26 protein-coding genes are annotated in these 22,030 nt (G+C 33.2%); 9 read left to right on the forward strand and 17 right to left on the reverse strand.

Annotation, left to right across the window (positions count from 1 at the left end; all coding sequences use genetic code 11):
* The first annotated feature begins 15 nt into the window (after window positions 1-15).
* The 4 genes from QLS65_RS02200 to QLS65_RS02215 are packed head-to-tail and all read left to right on the forward strand — an operon-like array spanning window position 16 to window position 3,228.
* Complete coding sequence (locus QLS65_RS02200) at window positions 16-1,023, forward strand: Kelch repeat-containing protein (RefSeq protein WP_282714945.1); 1,008 nt, start codon at window positions 16-18, stop codon at window positions 1,021-1,023.
* Window positions 1,010-1,372, forward strand: coding sequence for a DUF4907 domain-containing protein (locus QLS65_RS02205; protein ID WP_282714946.1), 363 nt, complete (start codon window positions 1,010-1,012; stop codon window positions 1,370-1,372). Before QLS65_RS02200 ends, QLS65_RS02205 begins: the two co-directional genes overlap by 14 nt.
* The gene (locus tag QLS65_RS02210; RefSeq protein WP_282714947.1) at window positions 1,373-2,461 is read left to right on the forward strand and encodes a sensor histidine kinase; all 1,089 of its coding nucleotides are present in this window, start codon (window positions 1,373-1,375) and stop codon (window positions 2,459-2,461) included. It begins immediately after the preceding gene.
* 53 nt (window positions 2,462-2,514) lie between these two features.
* The gene (locus QLS65_RS02215) at window positions 2,515-3,228 is read left to right on the forward strand and encodes a LytR/AlgR family response regulator transcription factor (protein ID WP_282714948.1); all 714 of its coding nucleotides are present in this window, start codon (window positions 2,515-2,517) and stop codon (window positions 3,226-3,228) included.
* A gap of 23 nt (window positions 3,229-3,251) precedes the next feature.
* Here the strand turns inward: QLS65_RS02215 and QLS65_RS02220 are convergent, their stop codons facing one another.
* From QLS65_RS02220 to QLS65_RS02230, 3 genes are read right to left on the reverse strand one after another with little or no spacing between them, the layout of a single operon-like run.
* On the reverse strand, window positions 3,252-3,554 hold the full coding sequence (locus tag QLS65_RS02220) for a hypothetical protein (RefSeq protein ID WP_121342853.1): 303 nt from the start codon (window positions 3,552-3,554) through the stop codon (window positions 3,252-3,254).
* A gap of 28 nt (window positions 3,555-3,582) precedes the next feature.
* Window positions 3,583-4,101, reverse strand: coding sequence for a gamma carbonic anhydrase family protein (locus QLS65_RS02225; RefSeq protein WP_282714949.1), 519 nt, complete (start codon window positions 4,099-4,101; stop codon window positions 3,583-3,585).
* Window positions 4,102-4,117: 16 nt separating this feature from the next.
* A complete protein-coding gene (locus tag QLS65_RS02230) occupies window positions 4,118-5,116 on the reverse strand; it encodes a PorP/SprF family type IX secretion system membrane protein (RefSeq protein ID WP_282710820.1) in 999 nt (332 codons plus the stop codon).
* Window positions 5,117-5,285: 169 nt separating this feature from the next.
* On the opposite strand from QLS65_RS02230, the gene QLS65_RS02235 reads away from it, so the two are divergent.
* From QLS65_RS02235 to QLS65_RS02250, 4 genes are all read left to right on the forward strand, one after another.
* Entirely contained in the window at window positions 5,286-6,185 is a 900-nt protein-coding gene (locus QLS65_RS02235; RefSeq protein ID WP_282710821.1) for a NifU family protein, read from the forward strand.
* 123 nt (window positions 6,186-6,308) lie between these two features.
* Window positions 6,309-6,509, forward strand: a complete 201-nt coding sequence (locus tag QLS65_RS02240; protein ID WP_282714950.1) for a dodecin family protein — start codon at window positions 6,309-6,311, stop codon at window positions 6,507-6,509.
* Between the two features lie 322 nt (window positions 6,510-6,831).
* On the forward strand, window positions 6,832-7,341 hold the full coding sequence (locus QLS65_RS02245) for a YtxH domain-containing protein (protein WP_282714951.1): 510 nt from the start codon (window positions 6,832-6,834) through the stop codon (window positions 7,339-7,341).
* Window positions 7,342-7,422: 81 nt separating this feature from the next.
* A complete protein-coding gene (locus QLS65_RS02250) occupies window positions 7,423-8,250 on the forward strand; it encodes a mechanosensitive ion channel family protein (RefSeq protein WP_099714334.1) in 828 nt (275 codons plus the stop codon).
* A 7-nt stretch (window positions 8,251-8,257) separates the two neighbouring features.
* On the opposite strand, the gene tsaB is transcribed toward QLS65_RS02250, so the two are convergent.
* From tsaB to QLS65_RS02285, 7 genes are all read right to left on the reverse strand, one after another.
* Window positions 8,258-8,926, reverse strand: coding sequence for a tRNA (adenosine(37)-N6)-threonylcarbamoyltransferase complex dimerization subunit type 1 TsaB (gene tsaB, locus QLS65_RS02255; RefSeq protein ID WP_282714953.1), 669 nt, complete (start codon window positions 8,924-8,926; stop codon window positions 8,258-8,260).
* Window positions 8,927-9,009: 83 nt separating this feature from the next.
* Window positions 9,010-10,314: an efflux RND transporter periplasmic adaptor subunit gene (locus QLS65_RS02260; protein ID WP_099714332.1), complete on the reverse strand. Its 1,305-nt coding sequence runs from the start codon at window positions 10,312-10,314 to the stop codon at window positions 9,010-9,012.
* A 6-nt stretch (window positions 10,315-10,320) separates the two neighbouring features.
* The gene (locus QLS65_RS02265; RefSeq protein WP_282710825.1) at window positions 10,321-11,691 is read right to left on the reverse strand and encodes a TolC family protein; all 1,371 of its coding nucleotides are present in this window, start codon (window positions 11,689-11,691) and stop codon (window positions 10,321-10,323) included.
* Window positions 11,692-11,773: 82 nt separating this feature from the next.
* Window positions 11,774-12,889: an efflux RND transporter periplasmic adaptor subunit gene (locus QLS65_RS02270; RefSeq protein WP_282714955.1), complete on the reverse strand. Its 1,116-nt coding sequence runs from the start codon at window positions 12,887-12,889 to the stop codon at window positions 11,774-11,776.
* 42 nt (window positions 12,890-12,931) lie between these two features.
* Complete coding sequence (locus QLS65_RS02275; protein ID WP_099714329.1) at window positions 12,932-14,197, reverse strand: ABC transporter permease; 1,266 nt, start codon at window positions 14,195-14,197, stop codon at window positions 12,932-12,934.
* Between the two features lie 2 nt (window positions 14,198-14,199).
* Window positions 14,200-15,444 (reverse strand): ABC transporter permease, encoded by a 1,245-nt coding sequence (locus QLS65_RS02280; protein WP_282714958.1) that lies wholly within the window; start codon window positions 15,442-15,444, stop codon window positions 14,200-14,202.
* Window positions 15,437-16,138 carry an ABC transporter ATP-binding protein gene (locus QLS65_RS02285; protein ID WP_282710826.1) on the reverse strand — a complete coding sequence of 234 codons (702 nt, stop codon included), beginning with the start codon at window positions 16,136-16,138 and terminating at the stop codon, window positions 15,437-15,439. The genes QLS65_RS02280 and QLS65_RS02285 overlap by 8 nt, the downstream gene beginning before the upstream one ends.
* A gap of 173 nt (window positions 16,139-16,311) precedes the next feature.
* On the opposite strand from QLS65_RS02285, the gene QLS65_RS02290 reads away from it, so the two are divergent.
* Window positions 16,312-17,721: a DUF4403 family protein gene (locus QLS65_RS02290; protein ID WP_282714959.1), complete on the forward strand. Its 1,410-nt coding sequence runs from the start codon at window positions 16,312-16,314 to the stop codon at window positions 17,719-17,721.
* 97 nt (window positions 17,722-17,818) lie between these two features.
* On the opposite strand, the gene QLS65_RS02295 is transcribed toward QLS65_RS02290, so the two are convergent.
* The 7 genes from QLS65_RS02295 to QLS65_RS02325 all read right to left on the reverse strand — a co-directional run bounded on the left by QLS65_RS02295 (window position 17,819) and on the right by QLS65_RS02325 (window position 22,030).
* Window positions 17,819-18,109, reverse strand: a complete 291-nt coding sequence (locus QLS65_RS02295) for a hypothetical protein (RefSeq protein ID WP_282710828.1) — start codon at window positions 18,107-18,109, stop codon at window positions 17,819-17,821.
* Window positions 18,099-18,641: a DUF420 domain-containing protein gene (locus QLS65_RS02300; RefSeq protein ID WP_282714961.1), complete on the reverse strand. Its 543-nt coding sequence runs from the start codon at window positions 18,639-18,641 to the stop codon at window positions 18,099-18,101. The genes QLS65_RS02295 and QLS65_RS02300 overlap by 11 nt, the downstream gene beginning before the upstream one ends.
* Window positions 18,642-18,643: 2 nt before the next feature.
* The gene (locus QLS65_RS02305) at window positions 18,644-19,330 is read right to left on the reverse strand and encodes an SCO family protein (RefSeq protein ID WP_282710829.1); all 687 of its coding nucleotides are present in this window, start codon (window positions 19,328-19,330) and stop codon (window positions 18,644-18,646) included.
* Between the two features lie 6 nt (window positions 19,331-19,336).
* Window positions 19,337-19,978: a thioredoxin domain-containing protein gene (locus QLS65_RS02310; RefSeq protein ID WP_282714963.1), complete on the reverse strand. Its 642-nt coding sequence runs from the start codon at window positions 19,976-19,978 to the stop codon at window positions 19,337-19,339.
* Between the two features lie 75 nt (window positions 19,979-20,053).
* Window positions 20,054-20,404, reverse strand: coding sequence for a cytochrome C oxidase subunit IV family protein (locus QLS65_RS02315; protein WP_099714321.1), 351 nt, complete (start codon window positions 20,402-20,404; stop codon window positions 20,054-20,056).
* A gap of 18 nt (window positions 20,405-20,422) precedes the next feature.
* Window positions 20,423-21,400: a cytochrome c oxidase subunit 3 gene (locus QLS65_RS02320; RefSeq protein WP_121342861.1), complete on the reverse strand. Its 978-nt coding sequence runs from the start codon at window positions 21,398-21,400 to the stop codon at window positions 20,423-20,425.
* 42 nt (window positions 21,401-21,442) lie between these two features.
* Window positions 21,443-22,030, reverse strand: coding sequence for a cytochrome c oxidase subunit 3 (locus QLS65_RS02325; RefSeq protein ID WP_099714319.1), 588 nt, complete (start codon window positions 22,028-22,030; stop codon window positions 21,443-21,445).

Genomic DNA, 22,030 nt, shown 5'->3' on the forward strand with positions numbered 1-22,030 from the left:
TAAATACACTAAATTATGAATAGTTTTAAAAAAGGAATATTGTTCACTACACTTTTTGCAAGTTTGGTATTTACGGGCTGCAGTAATGATGATGACTCCGACGATTTAATTGGAAACTGGATTAAAAAATCTTCTTTTGACGGACCAGCCAGATCAAGCGCCACGAGTTTTGTAATTGGCACTTATGCCTTTGTAACTACAGGATATACCGGAGATGAATTTTTAAAAGACCTTTGGACTTACAATTCGACAGGCGATTATTGGGAGCAAAAAGCTGATTTTATAGGAGTTGCAAGAAGTTCGGCTTCAGGATTTGAGTTAAACGAAAAAGGCTACATAGGTCTTGGTTATGATGGTACTAATAAATTAAAGGATTTTTATGAATATGACCCTAGTAGCAATACTTGGATGCAAAAAACTGATTTTGCAGGAACAGCGCGCTATTCGGCTGTAGGATTTCAAGTGGGTGGTAAAGCGTATTTTGGAACCGGTTATGATGGGAATTATCTGAAAGACTTTTATCAATACGACCCAACTACAGATTCTTGGTCATTGGCAAATGGTTTTAGCGGAAATAAAAGACGAAATGCAACTGTTTTTGTAATTGACGATAAAGCTTATTTTGGGACAGGAATAAATAACGGAGCTTACCAAGCCGATTTTTGGATGTTTGATCCAGCAACTGATGTATGGACAAGAAAACGAGATATTGACCAAGACACTGATGACGATAATGATTACAATGATGACTATGTAATTTTGCGTTCTAATGCAACCAGTTTTTCTATGAATGGATTAGGATATGTAGCCTGTGGAGAAAGCTCAAAATCGATTTGGGAATACAATCCAACAACTGATATTTGGTTAGAAAGAACTCCGCTTGAAGGATCAGCCAGAACAGATGCAATAGGTTTCTCTATTAACCAACGAGGATTTGTGATGCTGGGAAGAACCGGAACCTCTTATTTTGATGATTCATGGGAATTTAAACCTTTAGAAGAACAAAACGATGACGACAATTAATACAACCAATATATTCTTCTGGGCTACAATCCAGAAGAATTTTTCTTTAGTAAACACAAAAAACAAAGTACTTTTTCTATTGGGTTTGTTCCTATTTATTTGTTGTAACAAAAGTGAAAACTTAAACGTACAATCTTTAAAAACGGCTACAGGCTGGGGTTATTGCATAACTAACAATGAGAAAATTATAATAAAACAAACTATAATTCCTGTTATCAGCGAAAACAAAAGCTTCAAAACGGAAGAAGAAGCGCTGAAAGTTGGAAACTTAGTGTTACAAAAATTGAAAGACGATTTATCGCCTACGGTAACAAAAAAAGATTTATTTTTATTAGCTGTAAAAATCTAGATGAACATAGAAGGAATTAAAAATAACAATTTAAACCAAATACTTTTTCATAGTATGATTTGGTGTTTCTTCATTGTTGCCTCACTAATTCAGTTTTACGAAAGTCCTTTTAGCATTGGTATTGATTTCTATGTCCAGTGGACTACCGGAATCCTATTATTTTATCTGAATTATTTATACCTAGTCCCTTTATTGCTTTTGCAAAAGAAATACTGGCAATATTTCACGATTGTAATTGCATTAATAACCCTTTTTATGATTGTTCGGTTTAATTTCTTTATGCCCGAATTTCAAAACATGAGGCCTTTCAGAATGATTAATTCATCCGGGAAAGAGATTTTATTAAACCCGAATTTCAAAAGGAAACAACCGTTTTTTTTTAAAATTGTGCCTTCTTTTTTCTATATATTAATCATTACAATTAGTACAATTATTAAAACTTTGTCTGAGTTATACAACAATCAGCAAAACAAGTTAATTGCCGAAACGCACAGGACTTCAACAGAATTAAATTATCTAAGAAAACAGACCAATCCCCATTTTTTATTTAATTCCTTGAATAGCATTTATTCATTAGCCTATAAAAAATCCGATTTAGTTCCGGATGCAATTGTAACTTTGTCAGAAATGATGCGGTATATGTTGTATGAAACCGATAATAAATCGGTGTTTTTAGAAAAAGAAATCAATTACATTAAAAACTATCTTGAGCTGCAAAAACTGCGCTTGAATAATATTGAAAATATCACCATCAATATTCATGGCGAGACAAAAAACAAATACATTGAGCCGTTGCTTTTAATTTCATTTATTGAAAATGCTTTCAAATATGGTACTGATTATAAAGGAGCTGCTTTTGTAAAAATTAAAATAACAATTGAAGAAAATATTTTAGATTTTTGGGTAGAAAACAAAATCGAAAATCACCGAAAAGATCCGGAAAATTCAGGAATAGGAATGACCAATATTGAAAGTCGTCTGAATCTCCTTTATCCTAATGCACACCAGCTCACTATCATTGAAACCGACAGTAATTACAGTGTTCATTTAAATTTAAAACTAGACCAGATTCAAACTTCTTTTAATTAGGAAACTTGATATTAATTTTAGTTGTTCCAAATTTTAAATAAAAAACAGAAAAGATGAAATGTGTAATTATAGATGACGAACCATTAGCGGTTGATTTGCTTAAAGAATTTGTGAGCAAAGTAGATTCTCTTGAACTGGTAAACACATTCACAAACGCGATTGATGCCATTTCGATAATCAATCAGTCTAATGTTGATTTGATTTTTTTAGACATAGAAATGCCTCATTTTTCAGGAATTGATTTTATTAATGCCATAGAAAAAAAGCCGTTAATCATATTTACGACAGCGTATTCTAATTATGCTGTTGAAGGATTTAATCTTGGCGCAGTCGATTATTTAGTAAAGCCTATTCCGTTTCATCGGTTTTTAAAATCCGTTTTACGGGCACAACAAATTTTCAATCCACAAATTTTACCCGCAAATAACAATCCCATTTCTACTCCTGAAATCGAACAAGATTTTATGTTTGTAAGAGCCGAATATGAAAATGTAAAATTGAATTTTTCGGATATTTTATTTATCGAAGGATTGAAAGATTATGTCAAAATATACACCACTGATAATAAGTTTACGCTAACATTAATCAGCCTTATAAAACTGGAGAATTTGCTTTCATCCAAAGGATTTGCGAGAATTCACAGATCGTATATCATCAATATAAAACACGTGAAATCAATCCAGAAAAATAAAGTAATCATTGCCGAAAAAAGAATCCCGATTAGTGAAAGCTACAAGAACTCTTTCTTTGAGAAAATTAATTTATAGTTTCTTGAATTCATTAGAAACCATTATTTAATAATATTCAGGGTAATCAACATTGTGATAATAAGCAAAGAGAAAAGTCCTGTCAAAAAAATTATATCTGCAGTCTTTTCCATTTTCTCACTAGGCTTTTTAGTATTTCGCATCGATAAAAAAGAAAGAATACTACTGATCATAAACATAACAATAGATACTGCGATGAGTTGATCAACTATAGTAGTTTCTTTAATATCATTCAAATGGATTGAGGTAAGAACTATAAAACAAATTCCAAGTAGCGTTGCCGAAGTATTTAATATGTGTGAAGCTTTGTCTTTTTTCTTGCCCATTCTTTTAATTATTGAAAAGTGAAATAGATTACTCTTCGTCTTTAAACCAACTGGAATACATCACATAATTATTCGAAATGCGTTCGATTTCGCCAGCAAAATCAGATTGGTCAATATCTTTCACTTTTTTAGCAGGAACTCCTGCCCAAATTGTACCCGAAGCTACAACTGTATTTTGGGTAATAACCGCACCGGCAGCCACAATAGAATTACTTTCGATAACACAATTGTCCATAACAATCGCTCCCATTCCTATAAGCACATTATCGTGAACTGTACAACCGTGCACAATGGCATTATGACCAATGGAAACATTATTCCCTATAATTGTTGGGTATTTTTTATAGGTACAATGAATAACTGCACCATCTTGTATGTTTACTTTATTGCCAATTTTGATGAAATTTACATCTCCTCTAATTACGGCGTTAAACCAAACGCTACAATTTTCTCCAAAAGAAACATCGCCTACAATAGTGGCATTTTCCGCAACATAACAATCCTCAGGAATTGAAGGTGACTTACCGTTAACAGATTTAATTAGCATGAAAAAAGGATAAATATTAATTAATTGCCGGGCAGTTGCAATCGTATTTTACAGGTTTGCAGAACAAATCGATTCCTAAAGTAATTTGGTGATAACCACCATTATCGAATTTAACCGCACCCGTTAATTGAGAATACGTGTAGGCAAACATAAATTTGTCAAAGTTAACACCAACTATTGGAGTAATATATTGGAGCTTTTGTTTCGAAACAGAATTTCCATTCATATATTCTGCACCATCAAAACTTCTTCTATAGGATAATCCACCCCAAAGCTTTCCAAAATCTAACGTCTTGTAGGCTTTAAAGTTAATATCAATGGATTTTTCTTTCGTTTGGTCTACCATTTGGAATAAAATAGAAGGTTCCCATAATATTTTGTCTCTGTCACCAAAGATATAACCGGCACTCAACAAGTACTTTCTTAAATTATCACTTTCATATTCCGTGTAAATATCTCTTCTGGTTTCTATAGCATTTTTTACCGTAGCATGAGCGTAAAAATCCAAGTAGTTGTATGATGCTCCGATATCTACATTAAAATAAGAATCCTTTTGCACGACAGTTCCATCAATAATTGGATCAAAATCACCCGATTGCATGAACTCCGTTTCGTCTAATTGACTTTGAATTAATCCCGCACTGATTCCAAAAGACAGTTGGTTCAAATCAATTTCATTTCTTGAAAACATCAAATGATAGGCATAAGTAAATTTGACTCCTTTTTGAGAATGATATCCATTTTTATCATTGAAAAGTATAATTCCGGCACCTGCTTTTTCCCCTACTCTTCCATTAAAACTTAATGTTTGAAGCTCTGGTGCATCTTGCTGATCAAACCATTGCTTACGACCTGTCAACCTAATTTTGGCACAATTTGAAGCACCAGCCATTGAAGGGTGAATTAAGTAATAGTTATCTGAAAGGTAATCTGAATAAACTGGGATTCCTTCCTGCGAAAAGGAATAAAAGGATATAAAAAAAAGAGCAGATAAAAATTTAATTTTATTATACATTTAATTACTTTTTAATAAGAATGAATAATTCTAAATCAATAAAAGTTTTATAGAAACAAGGAAAAACAGTTTATCTAAAAATTAAACTAAAGTTAATTTATTCATTAAAAACTCAAATATAGTTATTCATAGAAAATAACTTTAGTAAATTTGTAAAAATTTAAAAGTCATGAACAAAGTTAGCATAAAAGAAACACAAAACCCAACTATATTAAAGTTTGAATTTCAAGATTTTATAACTCAAAATGAAAGTTTTGAATTCAAAAACATTGATGAAGCAAAAACGTCTCCACTAGCGCAACAATTATTTTATCTTCCGTTTGTAAAAACAATTTACATCTCAGGAAATTTTATAGCAATCGAAAAATATAGTATTGTTGAATGGGACGATGTCAAGGATGCCGTAGCGGAACAAATGGAAACATTTATAAACAATGGCGGAACAATCATTACTATTGACGAAAACAAAACCAAGAAACAGCCTGTGACCGTTTATGGAGAAACCACTCCAAATCCAGCGGCATTGAAGTTTGTAGTGAGCAAAATGTTGACTAAGAATGCTATTGAATTCAAAAACATCGATCAAACTGGCGCATCACCATTAGCAAAAGAGCTTTTTAAATTTCCTTATGTAAAAGAGATTTTCATTGATGAAAACTACATCTCAGTTACTAAATATGAAATCAATGAATGGCAGGAAATAACATTGGAATTGAGAAGCTTCATCAAGCAATATATTGAAAACGGCGGGACAGTCCTAGATGAAAATTTCATTCAAGCAGCAACAGCTGAAGAAGATACCAAAGCTAAAGAGTTTGATAATCTGGATGTGACTTCACAACAAATCATCAACATATTAGAGGAATATGTAAAACCTGCCGTACAAGCTGACGGTGGAAATATTGCATTCGATTCGTATAACGAAACTGACAAGACCGTAAAGGTAATCCTTCAAGGAGCTTGCAGCGGTTGTCCGTCATCAACATTTACTCTAAAAAGCGGTATCGAAAACATGCTGAAAAGTATGCTGAACGACGAGGGAATTAAAGTGGAAGCTGTAAACGCATAAATAAAACAAAAAAAATACATATTCAATTGACAATGTTATAGTTACATTAAAATAATTACCTTTTTAAATTGAAATTTTAAATAAAATAGGTACATTTAATCTTTAACTTAACAAATAGAAATTATGTCAGTATTAAAAGTAATTGAAGTGCTTTCCAGTTCAGATATAAGTTGGGAAGATGCAGCTCGAAAAGGAGTTGCAAAGGCAGCTAAAACCATAAACCACATACGTTCTGTGTACATTAAAGACCACAGTGCAGCCGTAAGTGGAGGTGAAATCACAGAATATAGAGTAAACCTAAAATTAACTTTCGAACTCGAATAGATTAATTTGACCGATTCATTTAAGCGTTCGCCGTGGCGAACGTTTTTTTTATTTTTAGCGGTTATTACAGTTATTTGTTGCAATACTTTCTAGCATCAGATATTCATTTGTATTTTCAAACTGGATGGTAACTGGCTGGAACCAAAAAATATCAAGTATTCCTTTTTTATTTGTACGCCAAATACACAAACGTTGTTTTATGTTTACCAAAACTGGACACAGTTAATGCCAAATACTGATTTTCAGCAAATTATTAATGGTTTAATAAAGTAATCCTAGAAAAAATTGTTTAATATTGTAAGACTAATCAAATAAAAATACCATGGGACTATCTTCATTTTTTAAAAATTTCTTTGGCTCAGCCAAAGAAACTGCCAGCGAATTAGCTGACAAAGCCGAAACTACTTTTGAGCAAGCAAAAGAAACTGCTGCGCCATACCTAGAAAAAGCGGAAACATTTGCAGAAGAAACATTTGAAAAAGCAAAAGAAACTGCAACTCCTTACCTTGAAAAAGCCGAAACTTTTGTTGAAGAAACATTTGAAAAAGTAAAAGAAACTGCAGCTCCAATTATAGATAAAGTAGAAGATTTTGCTGGTCATGCAAAAGAAACTGTCACTGAACATTCTGAGAAAGCAGTAGAATCCGTAAAAGAAAAAACGGCTACAGCAACAGAAAAAGTAGAAGAAATAGCAAATGAAACTAAAACTATAGCTACTGATGCTGTCGAAACTGTTTCTGAAAAAGCAAGTGAATTAGCAAATGACGGTGATGCAGACGCCACTGAAAAAGCTAAAGAAACTATAAATAAAATAGAAGAAGACGCAGATTAATTTATAAAAAAATAATTTATTTGTATTTTTGCACTTCAAACTTAACCTTCTCTTTTGGGAAGGTTTTTTATTAAATAAAAAATGAACTTAAATCCAAATCAGTTAACTGATTATGCCAATACATTTATCACTGTACTGGTTGATTATTCGCCAAAAATTATTTCTGCCTTTGTCATTTTATTTATTGGTCTTTACGCCATTCGGCTTATCAACAGATTCATTAGAAAACTAATGATAAAAAGAGATTTAGATCCTACTTTGACAAAGTTCCTTGCCGATATTTTACTTTGGGTTTTGAGAGTACTTTTGTTTGTGACTTTCATTTCAAATCTAGGAATAGAAACTTCGTCATTTGTTGCTATTCTTGGTGCAATGGGACTTGCAGTAGGCTTATCACTTCAAGGTTCGTTATCAAATTTTGCTGGTGGTATGTTGATTATTCTCTTCAAACCTTTCAAGGTACATGATACCATTGAAGCACAAGGGGTAATTGGAACCGTGAGTGAAATACAAATATTTGTAACCAAACTAATTACAGCTAATAATCAAACTATTTTTGTGCCGAACGGAGCTTTGTCAAATGGAAACATTATCAATTATTCTTTGCAAAAAATCAGAAGAGCCGATTTGACCATCGCTATTTCCTATGATACGGATATTAAAAAAGTGAAAGAGATAATTACTGCCATTTTAAAAAACAATCCAAAAGTACTTCAAACTCCTGCTGCCGAAGTTTCTGTAAAAAACTTAACTGACAATGCCATTCAGCTTGCGGTGAGGCCATGGGCAAATAATGAAGATTATGGTGTCGTTTTCTCTGAAACTTTAGAAAGCTGTAAACTGGCATTTGATACTGCCGGAATAGTTATACAGCCATACGTAAGAGAATCATCCCCAGATAATTCTTAATCAAAAATTACTTCTTTGAAGTCGTAATCATAAAGTCTTTCAAATAATACGGTTCAAAATAGGCGACATCTACAGTGTCGCTTTTTTTGAATTTTTCAAAACTTATCGCACTCATTTCTTTGGCAGAAGGATATACAATTTCGTCAAGGAAAATATAATTTTCTTTAGCCAAAACCGACTTGCATTTTTCAGCACAATCACCAACAAAATAAAGTTTTTCCTCCAAATCCTCAAATGAATTCTCTGTAATTATTTCGGCAAGAACTTCTCTTTTTCGCTCGTAATTTGGAGCAAAAACAGCGCTATACACTTCCATTCTTCGAGCATCAATCATAGGGATAATCAATCCGCTGGAAATGGTCACTTGTGACGCCAAAGCCTGCAAAGTATCTACCGCAATTAATGGAATATCCAATGCGTAACAAAGTCCTTTGGCTGCTGAAACTCCTATTCTCAATCCGGTATAAGAACCTGGACCCTGACTCACTGCGATGGCTGATAAATCATTGAGCGTAATTCCCGCCTCCTTTATAACTTCTTCAATAAAAACATGAAGTCGTTCTGCATGAGAATATCCTTCTTCGGCAATTTCTTTGCATACAATAGTTTTTCCGCCTTTTGCAAGAGCAACAGAACAGTTTTTCGTAGCGGTTTCGATGTTGAGAATGTATTCCAATTTTCAGATTTTATTTTAACTTGAAAATCACAATCATGAAATGTATTCCATGATTGTGATTTTTAAAATATTAGTGTATTATTTTATTTCTTGCTTTCTGCTTTATCCTTATCCGTTTTTAGTGTAACCTTATCTCCAGAATTTAAGTCCTTCGAAACGGTACTGTAAGGTCCGGTTATAACAACATCTCCTTTTTTTAGACCTGTTAAAACCTCAATATTTGTATCGTCTTGAATTCCGGTTTTGATGATTCTAATTTTAGCTTTATCACCCACTTTTACAAATACGCATTCAAATTTCTTATCACTTTTTGGCGCAGCTCCTTTTTGCTCCTCATTAGGATCTTCGACTTTAATTTCTTTTACAGCTGTCGTATCTGATTTTACCACAACGGAACTAATCGGCACAGACAACACATTCGTTTTTGTTTCTGTAATGATATCAACAGTTGCCGTCATTCCTGGTCTAAAAGGAGAATACGTATCCGGTTTTCCTTCTAATAAATCTTGATACGATTCTTTAAGGATTCTTACTTTAACTTTAAAATTAGTAACCTGATCTGCTGTCAAAGCGGAACTCGCTGAATTAGAAATACTAGTTACGACACCTTTAAATTGTTTTTTTAGATACGCATCAACTTCAACATTAGCATCATCACCTACTTTTATTTTCACAATATCATTTTCATTAACATCTACTTCAACCTCCATATTATTCAAGTTGGCCACTCTCAAAATCTCCGTCCCGGTCATTTGTTGTGTTCCTAAAACACGCTCTCCTAATTCTACGTTTAGCATCGAAATTGTTCCATCTGCCGGTGCATAGATTGTAGTACGTCCTAAATTGTCTTTGGCTTCATTTACAGTAGCCGAAGCACTTTGAACATTAAAATAAGCCGTTTGCTTTGCAGCTTTAGCCACTTCATAAGAGGCAACTGCTTTATCCCAATCCGACTTTGAAATAATTCCTTTATCGAATAATGTTTTATTTCGGTCGTAACTTGATTTAGATTCCTTAAAAGAAGCATCGGCCTGACTCAAATTTGCTCTGGTTCCTGATAAATTTGAAACTGAACGATTGTAACCCGAAGTATACAAATCTGGATTTATTTTGACCAATAAGTCCCCTTTCTTTACGACTTGTCCTTCTTTTACGTTTAAAGAAATAATCTCCCCTGATACCTCAGATGAAATTTTAACCTCAATTTCTGGTTGAATTTTTCCTGTTGCCGAAACCGTTTCAACAATAGTTGTTGGGATAACTTGGGCGATTTCAACTTCAGTTCCTTTGTCCTTATTTCCGATAACTCCAGATTTTGAAAGTGCTATCAACGCAGCGATAAGTACTATTGCTCCGCCTATTAGGATATAAATTGTTTTCTTTGACATGATAAATTAGTTTTTGATAAGTGGAATTCCAAAATAGAATTCTAATATTTTAATTTTAAAAATATAATCGTATTTCGTTCTAAGAACATCTGATTGTGCATTTGTAAGTAAGGTTTGAGATTGATTAAAATCAAAAGAATTCATCAAACCTACTGCATATTTTTCTTTGGCATAATCATACGCTCCTTGTCTCGATTCAAGTGCTACAACCGAAGATTCGTAAGCATTCAGCGCTCCTTTTGCATCTGCAAATGCCGTAAAAACATTTCTTTGTAAATCTAAATCTTGTTGCTCAACAGCAATTTTTGATCTTTCTAAACTTACTTTAGAACGCTCCACATTATTTTTAGCTGAAAATCCATTAAATATAGGAATTGATAATTGAGCTCCAAAAGATTGTCCTTTATTATCACTGAATTGATCAAAAAATGGCGCTGGACTTCTTGTACCAATTACATTTCCCATACTGTCAAATGCAGGAACATCTGCATACGAAACCCTACTATTAAAACTGTAAAAACCTTGTAAAGTAGGCTGAAAAGCTCCTTTGGCAATTTCTACATTTTTTTGCGCAATCTCTAAATTAGTTCTTGCAATTTTCAATTCAGTTCTACCCTCTTTGGCTTTATCATAAATAGTAGCCGCAGATTGCGCCATAATATTATTTTCATCTTTAACATCAGTATCATCAACAACATCAAAATTTTCAAAGTCTTTCAACTGTAATAATTGCGCTAAACTTAATTTTGAAATCAATAACGCATTGTCAGCAGCAATAACATTTTGGTTGTTTGATGCCACTGTAGCTTTTATGTCCAATAAATCGCCACGTGGAATAGATCCCGCTTTAACTAATTCTTCTGAACGTGCATATTGCTTTTCATTAATCCCCAATTGTTCTTTTTGCACTTTTAAATTTTCTTTATTAAAAAGCACCTGTAAAAAAGCATTGGCAACATTCAATGCGACATCTTCCTGCATTTTAAGCAACTGATACTTCGCCGCAACTATCGAAAGATTGGCTTTACGCAATGTGTTTTGGTTTTGTAAACCTTTATAAATATCCACTCCCACATTTGCTCCAGCAGACGTAAACTGAGTCGTTTGATTACGCAAAAGTCCTGTTGTAATATCCTGATTCAAACCAATATTCCAGGAATGAGAAGCACTGGCGTTCAATGATGGAAGGAAATTTCCAATCGCTCCTTTTTTATCAATGGCCGCCGTTTTAGTATCTAACTCGGATTGTTTGATGGAGATATTATTTTGTATGGCATATTTTACGCATTCTTCCAGAGTCCATTTTTTGGATTGTCCCTGAACGGACAAACCAAACAGCACGATAAAAACGAAACTGATACAACTATTTTTTTTCATATATTTTGAATGAAAGTGTAGCAAAGGTACTACACATATTTAACATTTTTTTAAAAACTAAAATTCTTTTTTGAGTGTATTTTTAAGGCTTCACTTCTTCATTTTTTAGACCTTGATTCCATACTTTTATTTTATCCGAAGCTTTAATTCCGCTCTTAATTTCGACATAAATCCCATCACTGACACCCAAGACTAAATCTTTTCTTGTGAATTTTTGTACTCCGGTTTCAATCTCTACATATGGTTTTTGTGTTTTTTTATCAAATTGAATTAGAGATTCTTTTATCGCTAAAACTTTATCTGCTTTTTCCAAAATAATCGAGGCATTTGCGCTTAAACCTGCTCTGATAAAAGTATCGTCTCTATTGGTCAAAGATGCTTTTATTTCGAATTGAATTGCTCCATTTTCTGTTTTACCTTTTGGGGCAATGTATTGCAGAACCGCATCAAATTTTTTGTTTTCTATGGCACCAACAGTAATTTCGATTGGCAATTTTTCTTTTATTTTACCTACTTCTGATTCGTCAATTTTTCCAACGAATATCATACGCCCAACATCGGCAACACTTGCTATAGTTGTTCCTTCGTTGAAATTATTGCTTTCAATTACTTGGTTTCCTACTTTTACCGGAACATCCAGCACCATTCCATTTACTGTAGAACGAATCAAAGTATTGGCATAACTTCCCAGTCCGGAAGTTGTTCCAGTTTTCACAATATCATACCCTTGTCGAGATGCGCTATAACTCTGTTTAGCTTGTTTATATGCTAATTGAGCCGCATCAAAATCATTAGCCGAAATAACACCTTTATCAAATAAGGTTTTTTGTCTCAAAAACACTTTTTCCTGATTGTCTAAAGCAATTTTGGAGGTTTGAACCTGATTTTGAGAATTACTCAAGTTAGATACATTGGCAACAACTTTAATTTTTGCAATTAAATCACCCGCTTTGATATTTTCACCTGCCTTAATGTAAACCGCCTCAATAATACCTGAAATATTAGGTTTGATAAGCACCTCTTCATCTGGAACAATATTACCGGTTGCAATGGTATTTTTTACAATCGTTTTTATTTCTGCCTTATCGGTTTCAAAAACAATTGGAGATTCCTGATTTTTGGCATACAAATAATACAAAGCACCAAAGAACACTAGTGCGATTGTAATTAAAATAGTTATGGTTAATCCTTTTTTCATTTTGCTTATGTTTAATCGATTAAATAATTTTTGATTGATACTTTATTCTGTTCTTAATGCGTCTACTGGTTTTACATTTATGGCAGTTTGAGCCGGAATTAATCCTGCTAATAAACCTGAACCAATGAGTATGAACAAAGCAATAAATACAACTGTCAAATCTACACTTGGATTCGCGAACATCATTCCTTCACTTGGCATCGACTCTAAAACCATATTTAAAACTGCTAATAATCCTGTGGCCAATGCAATTCCAAACATTCCTGCTATGATAGTCAGAAAAATAGCTTCTGATAATATTTGGGAACGAATCGCACCCGGTGTTGCACCTAAAGCTCTTCGAATTCCTATTTCTTTGGTACGTTCTTTGACAACAATCAACATGATATTAGAAATACCAATTACGCCCGAAAGCAATACCAATGTCCCTACAAAATAAGCAATGAATCTTAGAATAAGAAACAAACCTTGTATTTTACTGAACTCCTGAAACAAATCAAAATTCCCAATCGCCCTGTCATCTTGAGGATGTATCGAATGTCTGGATTTCATGAAGTCTAAAATTTTAGGTTTTAACTCTGTAATTGAAGCATCATCATTAGCTGTAAGCGCCATCCATCCTACTGTATCACCATAATTAAACGCTTGTTGAAAGGTAGTAAATGGCATGAAAATATTTTTTTGAGCAGATTCAGCATCACCATTATTTCTGGATTTTGAATTATAAACACCCACAACCATAAAATTCACTCCGTTAATCTTGATATAAGTTCCAATAACCTCTTCTGCTTTTTCATACATTTCGCTTATTACACCCTGACCAATAACCGCAACTTTACGCTTCAATACAATATCTTGTTGATTTACGAAACGTCCTTTTATAATATCCATCGATTCTTGCTTAATCAACTCTGGGTAATCCCCATAAATAGTATAAGCCGCCGTTTTTGTTCCTCTAACAACGTTATTTGCTCCTTCAAAACCACCCAATTGATTTCTGGGTGAAACGTATAATAAATCTGGAAAATTCTCCTTCAAAGCAGTAACATCGACGTTTTTAAAGTCAAATTGTCTGGTTGCAGGCAATCCTTTGAACGGTTTTGAAGTAGTTTGTGACCACATAAACATGGTATTGGTTGCAATTCCGTCAAACCCTTTTTTAACGCCATTTTCTAATCCATTTCCTGCCGCGAGTAATATTACCAAAATAAATATTCCCCAAAAAACACCAAACGCAGTAAGAATCGTCCTGAATGTATTAGCAGTTAAAGCTTCTAAAATCTCGTTCCATTTATCTCTGTCAAACATAATTATTCGTCTCTAAGTGCTACAATGGGTTTTATTTTGGCGGCTCTGTATGCAGGGAAAAATCCAGCTAAAGCGCCAGCTACAACTAATAATATCAAAGTGGTTAAAGCGATACTAAAATCAACTTCGGGATTCAAGAAATAATCGCTTGATACTAGCGGACCTACTAATTCCAACAATAATAAACTTGATAAAAGCCCCACAAATCCTGCTATTGTCGTAATAAAAATGGATTCGTGCAAAATCATTCCAATAATAGAAACCGGAGATGCTCCAAGTGCTTTTCTAATACCAATTTCTTTGGTTCTTTCTTTTACAATAATCAACATAATATTACTTACTCCTACAACTCCAGCTATTATGGTACAAATTCCAACCCACCAAAAAAACAATCGGATATACAGATTTAAATCATAAAACTGTTTTGCATTTTTTATGGAATTATTAATTCCTATGGCACTTTCATCATCTGGTGCAATTATATTTTTACTTCTCAATAATTGTCCTAACTCTTCCGTAAATTTTGTTGATTGTGCTAAAGCTTCCTCATAAGTGTCTTTTTTTGTGAGCGTAAAATCCAAATTACTGATTTTATCACCTACGCCAAAGGCTTGCTGAGTTGTGGTTATTGGCAAATATACCCTAGACTCCTCTCTTTCTCCAGCTGGATCAGTAAAAACACCAACCACTTTGAAGGTGATATTATTAATCACAAGTTGTTCACCAATAGGACTTTTTTCTTTAAATAAATCCAGCTTTACTTTTTGTCCAATAACGGTTACTTTTTCGCTGTTTTTTAAATCATTTTCATTGATAAATCTTCCTTGAACAATAGTTGCATTTTCTACATTTACATAATCGGGATAAACCCCAATAAATCTGTAATTTCCAGTTTCTTTACCATAAGTCATAACCCCGTTCCAGAAAATATAATTTGCAGATTTTATGTTTAATTGATCTCCGAATTTCTGAACTGAAATAGCATAGTCACTATTTCTGAATTGAATTTGCCTACCCGGATTTAACCCTTTATAGCCTTTTGTTGTCGTGCCAGACCACACAGAAATTAATCCATCGGCATCACGTTCAAACTGTTTTTCAATTCCGTTTTGAAGTCCCTTGCCCGCACCCAAAAGAATGACTAAAATGAAAATTCCAGAAGCCACAGAAATTCCCGTGAGAAACGTTCTCAGTTTGTTCTTGGCAATTGCCTCAAAAATTTCCTGCCAGCGTTCTACATTAAACATAAGCGGATGCTCTTACTTGTTCTACTAATTTATCATCGATGATTAAGCCATCTTTTAAAACTACATTTCTTTTGCACATAGCAGCAATATCAGGCTCGTGTGTTACAATCAAAATGGTTTTTCCCTCGTCATTAATCCCTTGTATCAACTCCATAACCTCATAAGATGTTTTGGTATCCAAAGCTCCTGTAGGCTCATCGGCCAATAATACTTTCGGATTTGACGCCAGTGCTCTTGCAATGGCAACACGTTGTTTTTGCCCACCGGAAAGTTCATTTGGCAAGTGATGAGAATGCGAAGACAAACCTACTTTCTCCAGAAAATTCATGGCAATTTCATTGCGTTCTTTTCTTTTTATACCTTGATAATACAATGGCATCGCCACATTATCCAAAGCACTTTTATAATTAATCAAATTGAAAGATTGAAAAACAAAACCTAAAAACTTGTTACGATATCTTGAAGCAATAGTTTCATTGAGATTTTTAATAGACACATTATCCAAAATATAATTCCCTGAATCCGCTTCGTCAAGAATCCCAAGAATATTAAGTAGTGTAGATTTTCCTGAACCGGAAGACCCCATAATAGCCACCAACTCCCCTTCTTTAATGTTGAAATTAATTCCTTTTAATACATGTAATTCGGAATTTCCCATTTTATAGGATTTATGTAAATCTTTAATTTCAATCATAATTATGTTAATTTTAAAACAATATTAATTCTTCTCTAAAAGAAATTGTAATAAGAAAACGTTAATACCTTTATCAGGAATTTAATCATAAGACTTAATTGTTGTGAAAATGTTACACATTAATCCTAAAAAAGAATTGTTTTGCTAATTTTGCCTCATCAAACTAAAATAAAATGCATAAATACTTTTCAACTCTACTTATAATCCTGTCTATCGCACTGATAACAAGCTGTTCAACAACTAATAAAATAGCTACTTTAAAACCAGAACCGGACGATGCCACACCTTTGGTTTACGAGAACACTCCTTCCTTTATCAATTTGCCCATCAGCGTAAAATTGAAGGATATCGAAAATCAAACGAACTCACTCCTGAATGGGCTAATTTATGAAGACAACAATATTGAAGATGATGATATTGAAATGAAGATTTGGAAACTAGCTCCAATCACAATCAAGAATGACAACGGAGCCAATGGTCAAAAAATCAGAACCGTCTTACCTTTGAAAGCTATTGTAAAATATAGGATTGGAACTAAGAAAATGGGCGTTGAATTATACAACACTAAAGAATTTAATCTTGATGGCGTCGTAACTTTACTGAGTGATGTAGGTTTGACCAATTGGAAAATGAATACCAAAACGGAATTAAAATCATTGGATTGGAATGAAAGTCCGACAATGACCGTTTTTGGAAAAAATGTTCCTGTAACTTATCTTATCAATCCCGGAATAAAGCTTTTCAAATCAAAAATAGAAAAGAAAATTGATGATGCTATTGCAAAATCAATGGACTTCAAACCGAATGTTTTGGCGGCTTTAGAGAAAATTTGTGTTCCTTTTCAAATGAGCGATGCGTATGAAAGCTGGCTTCGGATTGTTCCTATTGAAATTTATTCTACCAATGCCAAACTCAAAAATGACACTTTTGTATTGGAAATGGGAATGAAATGCAACATGGAAACATTAATAGGAAAGCAACCGGAATCTAAATTTAATGCCAGTAAAATTGTTTTAAAACCGGTATCTAAAATCCCTCAGGAAATAACGGCAAACATTGTTGCTGTTTCTACTTATCTGGAAGCATCAAAACTAATGACCAAGAATTTTGCCGGACAAGAATTTGGTTCAGGATCCAAGAAAGTAAAAGTTCAGAATGTTGCTATTTGGCACAAAAACGGAAAAATGATAATTGCATTAGATGTATTGGGTTCTGTAAACGGAACCATCTATTTAGCCGGTTTTCCACAATATAACGACAAAACCAAAGAAGTATATTTTGATCAATTGGATTATGCTTTGGACACAAAAAATAAATTAATGCGAACTGCTAATTGGTTAGCGCAAGGATTAATCTTAAGAAAAATAGAGCAAAGTTGTCGCTACTCCATAAAACCAAATCTTGAAGAAGGTCAAAAAAGCATGATGACTTATTTAAAAAACTACTCTCCTATGCAAGGCGTTTTTGTAAATGGAAAAATGGAAGAGATTCAATTTCAGAAAATCCAATTGACAAATCAAGCAATTATTGCTTTTATAAAAGTAAAAGGAACCGTAAATGTTTCCGTAGATGGATTGAAGTAGAGTGGTCTGTGGTCAGTTTTTAGTAATCAGTAAACCGTATCCTTTAAACTGAAATACACTGTTTTCAGATTGACTTTTGATATTCCTATTGAAATTTTTAGGATTTTTTCTTTTTCATTCGATAGATAGCATAACCAATTCCTGCAACAAGAAGATATGGAATTACCATTAAATAAACAATCCCATCATTTACCGCTGCTGCTTTAGTTGTATTTCCTTCACTAGTCAATGCAGCGCGACACATGGCACATTGCGCATTTGCTGATAGCGAAAAGAGATTGAAAACAAGAATTAACAATAAAGAAAAAAGATACGATTTACCATTTCTTTTTACTTTTCCAGGGGCTTTGACCACTTTAATTTTATTACTTAAATCGTTAGTATACATAATACGGTGAAATCATTAAATAAACAACTACTCCAGTTACGGCAACATATAACCAGATAGGAAAAGTAATTTTGGAGATTTTTTTATGCTTATCAAAATTTTCTGCCAATGCCCTAACATACGTTATTAAAACCATCGGAATAATGGCAATTGATAAAACAATGTGCGTAATTAAAATAAAGAAATAAACGTATCTAATTATTCCTTCCCCACCAAATTTAGCAGAATCAGAAGTCATATGATATGCTACATACATCACTAGAAAAGCAACAGACAAGGCAATTGCACTCGTCATCAATCTTTCATGAAGTTTTCTTTTTCCGTTTTTAATGGCTACAACAGCCGCGATTAAAATAATAGCTGTAATTCCATTAGTAGTCGCATAGATTGGCGGCAAAAATGAAAGTGGCTCTACATTATATCCAAAATCTTTTAGTTTAACCCCAAAAAGTATGGCAACCACAACGGGTATTAAAATTGAAACTGCAATAATGAACTTACTGAATCTCTGCTCTAACGAATTATTTTCCATTCTTATTCTTCTAATAAAATATTAATATCTTGTTGAATGTTTCTTACTCCTTTTTTATCCAAACCATCATAATATAAAATTGGATTTCCAAAATCATCATTTCTACAACGGATGTTTCCATTTTTATCAATCAATGCAAACAATCCTGAATGCTCGAAACCACCTGCAACTTTTTTGTTTTCACCAGCATAAAGATTAAAACCTTTATTGGCTAAATTAAAAATATAAGCTTTGTCTCCAGTTAAAAAATTCCAATTAGACGATTTTACTCCTAAAAGATTCGCATGTTCTTTTAATAATTGTGGCGTGTCATGTTCTGGATCAATAGTAATAGAAACAATTCCAAAATTAGGATTTCCAAAAAAACTCTTTTCCAAGACCAACATGCTTTCATTCATTTTTGGACAAATCGTTGGACAGGTGGAAAAGAAAAATTCTAAAACATACACTTTTCCTTTGTACGTTTCATTAGTAATTTTCTTATTGTCTTGATTTATTAATTCGAATTTAGGTGCTGGACCAATTTTAATTAACTGCCCTTCTTCTGCAGTTGCTGGATTAACACTGTCTAGTCTATCCCCTTGAACCACTTTATCGTTTTTAATTCTCTCTACTATTTTTGGAACTGCATAAATCCCAAAAATCAAAATAATAAAAGAGATTCCTATGTATGATTTATTTTTGAACATAAAATATTAAATTTTTCTGGTGGCGTTATTGTTCTTTTTAAGGGCTGCACGATATTCATAAAGAATGACTTTAAAATCATCCAGCATTTCGTTACTTAACTCCGCCGGGTGAAATGTATTATATCCTTCTTTAGCATCTTTCACAAGCTTTCGACCGCGAAGATTTCGTTTTTTATCAATGATGTAGACTTTTGGCGTACCAGAATTCTCATCTAATTTCTCCACTAATTTTAATTGGGAATAATAGGCGTTAATTTCTTCCGTAGGTGCGAATACAAATCGCCACTGGGCAACATCAGTAAAAGCGCCCAAAGCATCTACCACTTTTTTAGCATCTTTTTCAGTTCCGGTTGGACAAATCATCACAAACTGAACATCTTTGAACTCATGATACCTTTGATAAATTTTTTGATTTAAATTGAAAAGATTTCCTCTGTTTTTTAAAAGCTCAGTACCCATAAAACCGAGAATAGTTACTTTGCCGTTCAAACTAACTTTTTGACCGTCTAAAGATTGCCAATTCCCTAAATCAGCAGTATTAGGAGTTATTGTTGGTAATTTAGTAAATCCGTTGACACCTGAAGCAAAAAAAAGGTAGGCAACTATAGGTAAAATAAAAAGAACGAAAAGGACAATATTTTTTTTCATTGTAATGATACTTATTAAAGTACAAAAATAAAAAAAGGTACGCAATGCGTACCCTCTTTTTGAATTAATATCTTGTTAAAAATTCCATTTTATGGTAGAATTCTTAAAAACCTCATAAATATAATCCCCTTCTGTCAAAAGAATGAAGAGTAAATATAATATCAGAAAAATTACTGGAAAAACAACTGCACTTCTTAAAGAACTTTTTTCACCTTCCATGTGCATAAATGCATATACAATGTAATAGGCTTTAAAAATAGTAAGAGCATAGAATATCCAATTAAGTAAGTTCATACTTAAAAAATCATTCATGAAAAGAAAATCTGGTTTTAAAATACCCAAATAAACTTCAACAATAGTAACGGCAGATAATATTCCGAAAACTTTCCAGATTCTACCTATATTAGATACGTGTTCGTGTGACATGATAATTACTTTTTGAAATTAAACTAGATAGAAAACTGTAAATACAAATACCCAAACTAAATCGACAAAGTGCCAATAAAGACCCACTTTTTCTACCATTTCATAACTTTTTCTTTTTTCGTAAGTTCCAATTAACACATTAAAAAATATGATAATATTTATGATTACTCCAGAAAAAACGTGGAATCCGTGGAAACCAGTGATAAAGAAAAAGAAGTCAGCAAATAATTTACTTCCGTATTCGTTTCTTTTCAAGTTTGCGCCTTCAACAACATAATGTGCTTGGCTCAATCTTAATTCAGACTCTTCTCTTGAAAGAATTGTTTTTTTCTTCTCTTTGGTTATTACCTCAGTTCTGATTAAAAGTTCAGGATGCGCTTTGAAACCTGCTTGTACTTCAGCAACTGAATAAGAAGGCAAGCTTGGTTCATCCATAAACCATTTTCCTTTACTTCTTGTCAATTGTTCTCTTTCTTCAGGTAAAGTAGCTGCAAACTCAGCTAAAGCAACACGGTTGCCGTCTTTATCCACAAACTGAAGTAAACTTCCTCCTTTTGTTTCAATAGCACCATATTCACCTTTGATGAAATTTTTCCATTCCCATGCTTGAGATCCTACGAAAATCAAACCACCAATAATGGTCAGGAACATGTAAATAACTACTTTGTTTTTTTTCATTTGATGACCTGCATCAACAGCCAAAACCATTGTTACAGATGAAAAAATCAAAATAAAAGTCATTAATGCCACATAATACATCGGAGCAGATACTCCATGCATAAATGGGAAGTGAGTAAACACTTCATCGGCCAATGGCCAAGTTTCAATAAATTTAAATCGAGAAAAACCGTAAGCTGCTAAAAATCCAGAGAACGTTAAAGCATCCGATACGATAAAAAACCACATCATTAATTTGCCATAACTTGCTCCCATTGGCTCATTGCCGCCTCCCCAAGTTTTTTCTTCACTATTTGCAGTAGTAACTGTCGCTTCCATAAAAGTTATTCGTTAAAAAGTTCCCAAATTTACGTTTTTTTCTTATTTAAAGAAATATAAAAACAAAAACAAATAAACCCACAATAAGTCAAGAAAGTGCCAGTACATTGCACCTAGTTCAATTCCAAGGGTTTGAGATGAATTGTATTTTTGTTTAAAATGATTATAAATTATAATTAGAAGTGAAATCACGCCACCAGCAAGGTGAATCAAGTGCACAACCGTAACAACGTATAAAAAAGTAGTAGTTATTGAGCTTCCACTTCCGGTGAAATAATACCCATTATCCACTATTTGACCAAATCCTACGAACTGTAAAATTACAAACAATATTCCTAGAACTAATGTCGTCAAAAGAAAAATTGTCGTTTTACTTTGATTGTTTTTCTGAATCGCTTTTTTAGCCAAATGAAAAGCAACACTACATCCTATTATTGCTGCAGTACTGTAATAAAACGCTATTGGTAATTGAAAATCCTTCAACCAGTCTGCCCTGGATTTACTCACTACAAAAGCACTGGTAAGTCCAGCAAACATCATAGTCATACTAACCATTGCAAACAACAAAATCAACTTATATGATCTTGCAGTTCTAGATTTTTGTTCCTCAGTTGTCATTATCATCTCCAT

It is taken from the genome of Flavobacterium algoritolerans (assembly GCF_030010385.1).
Classification (GTDB): Bacteria; Bacteroidota; Bacteroidia; order Flavobacteriales; family Flavobacteriaceae; genus Flavobacterium; species Flavobacterium algoritolerans.

What these genes read in the sequence shown, in the direction of transcription:
- QLS65_RS02225 (WP_282714949.1), bottom strand. Translation starts at nt 4,101, where the DNA reads ATGCTAATTAAATCTGTTAACGGTAAGTCACCTTCAATTCCTGAGGAT.
- QLS65_RS02200 (WP_282714945.1), top strand. Translation starts at nt 16, where the DNA reads ATGAATAGTTTTAAAAAAGGAATATTGTTCACTACACTTTTTGCAAGT.
- QLS65_RS02245 (WP_282714951.1), top strand. Translation starts at nt 6,832, where the DNA reads ATGGGACTATCTTCATTTTTTAAAAATTTCTTTGGCTCAGCCAAAGAA.
- QLS65_RS02290 (WP_282714959.1), top strand. Translation starts at nt 16,312, where the DNA reads ATGCATAAATACTTTTCAACTCTACTTATAATCCTGTCTATCGCACTG.
- QLS65_RS02300 (WP_282714961.1), bottom strand. Translation starts at nt 18,641, where the DNA reads ATGGAAAATAATTCGTTAGAGCAGAGATTCAGTAAGTTCATTATTGCA.
- QLS65_RS02325 (WP_099714319.1), bottom strand. Translation starts at nt 22,030, where the DNA reads ATGGAGATGATAATGACAACTGAGGAACAAAAATCTAGAACTGCAAGA.
- QLS65_RS02235 (WP_282710821.1), top strand. Translation starts at nt 5,286, where the DNA reads ATGAACAAAGTTAGCATAAAAGAAACACAAAACCCAACTATATTAAAG.
- QLS65_RS02270 (WP_282714955.1), bottom strand. Translation starts at nt 12,889, where the DNA reads ATGAAAAAAGGATTAACCATAACTATTTTAATTACAATCGCACTAGTG.
- QLS65_RS02315 (WP_099714321.1), bottom strand. Translation starts at nt 20,404, where the DNA reads ATGTCACACGAACACGTATCTAATATAGGTAGAATCTGGAAAGTTTTC.
- QLS65_RS02250 (WP_099714334.1), top strand. Translation starts at nt 7,423, where the DNA reads ATGAACTTAAATCCAAATCAGTTAACTGATTATGCCAATACATTTATC.
- QLS65_RS02230 (WP_282710820.1), bottom strand. Translation starts at nt 5,116, where the DNA reads ATGTATAATAAAATTAAATTTTTATCTGCTCTTTTTTTTATATCCTTT.
- QLS65_RS02305 (WP_282710829.1), bottom strand. Translation starts at nt 19,330, where the DNA reads ATGTTCAAAAATAAATCATACATAGGAATCTCTTTTATTATTTTGATT.
- QLS65_RS02265 (WP_282710825.1), bottom strand. Translation starts at nt 11,691, where the DNA reads ATGAAAAAAAATAGTTGTATCAGTTTCGTTTTTATCGTGCTGTTTGGT.
- QLS65_RS02320 (WP_121342861.1), bottom strand. Translation starts at nt 21,400, where the DNA reads ATGGAAGCGACAGTTACTACTGCAAATAGTGAAGAAAAAACTTGGGGA.
- QLS65_RS02260 (WP_099714332.1), bottom strand. Translation starts at nt 10,314, where the DNA reads ATGTCAAAGAAAACAATTTATATCCTAATAGGCGGAGCAATAGTACTT.
- QLS65_RS02275 (WP_099714329.1), bottom strand. Translation starts at nt 14,197, where the DNA reads ATGTTTGACAGAGATAAATGGAACGAGATTTTAGAAGCTTTAACTGCT.
- QLS65_RS02240 (WP_282714950.1), top strand. Translation starts at nt 6,309, where the DNA reads ATGTCAGTATTAAAAGTAATTGAAGTGCTTTCCAGTTCAGATATAAGT.
- QLS65_RS02205 (WP_282714946.1), top strand. Translation starts at nt 1,010, where the DNA reads ATGACGACAATTAATACAACCAATATATTCTTCTGGGCTACAATCCAG.
- QLS65_RS02310 (WP_282714963.1), bottom strand. Translation starts at nt 19,978, where the DNA reads ATGAAAAAAAATATTGTCCTTTTCGTTCTTTTTATTTTACCTATAGTT.
- QLS65_RS02210 (WP_282714947.1), top strand. Translation starts at nt 1,373, where the DNA reads ATGAACATAGAAGGAATTAAAAATAACAATTTAAACCAAATACTTTTT.
- QLS65_RS02220 (WP_121342853.1), bottom strand. Translation starts at nt 3,554, where the DNA reads ATGGGCAAGAAAAAAGACAAAGCTTCACACATATTAAATACTTCGGCA.
- QLS65_RS02285 (WP_282710826.1), bottom strand. Translation starts at nt 16,138, where the DNA reads ATGATTGAAATTAAAGATTTACATAAATCCTATAAAATGGGAAATTCC.
- QLS65_RS02295 (WP_282710828.1), bottom strand. Translation starts at nt 18,109, where the DNA reads ATGTATACTAACGATTTAAGTAATAAAATTAAAGTGGTCAAAGCCCCT.
- QLS65_RS02215 (WP_282714948.1), top strand. Translation starts at nt 2,515, where the DNA reads ATGAAATGTGTAATTATAGATGACGAACCATTAGCGGTTGATTTGCTT.
- QLS65_RS02280 (WP_282714958.1), bottom strand. Translation starts at nt 15,444, where the DNA reads ATGTTTAATGTAGAACGCTGGCAGGAAATTTTTGAGGCAATTGCCAAG.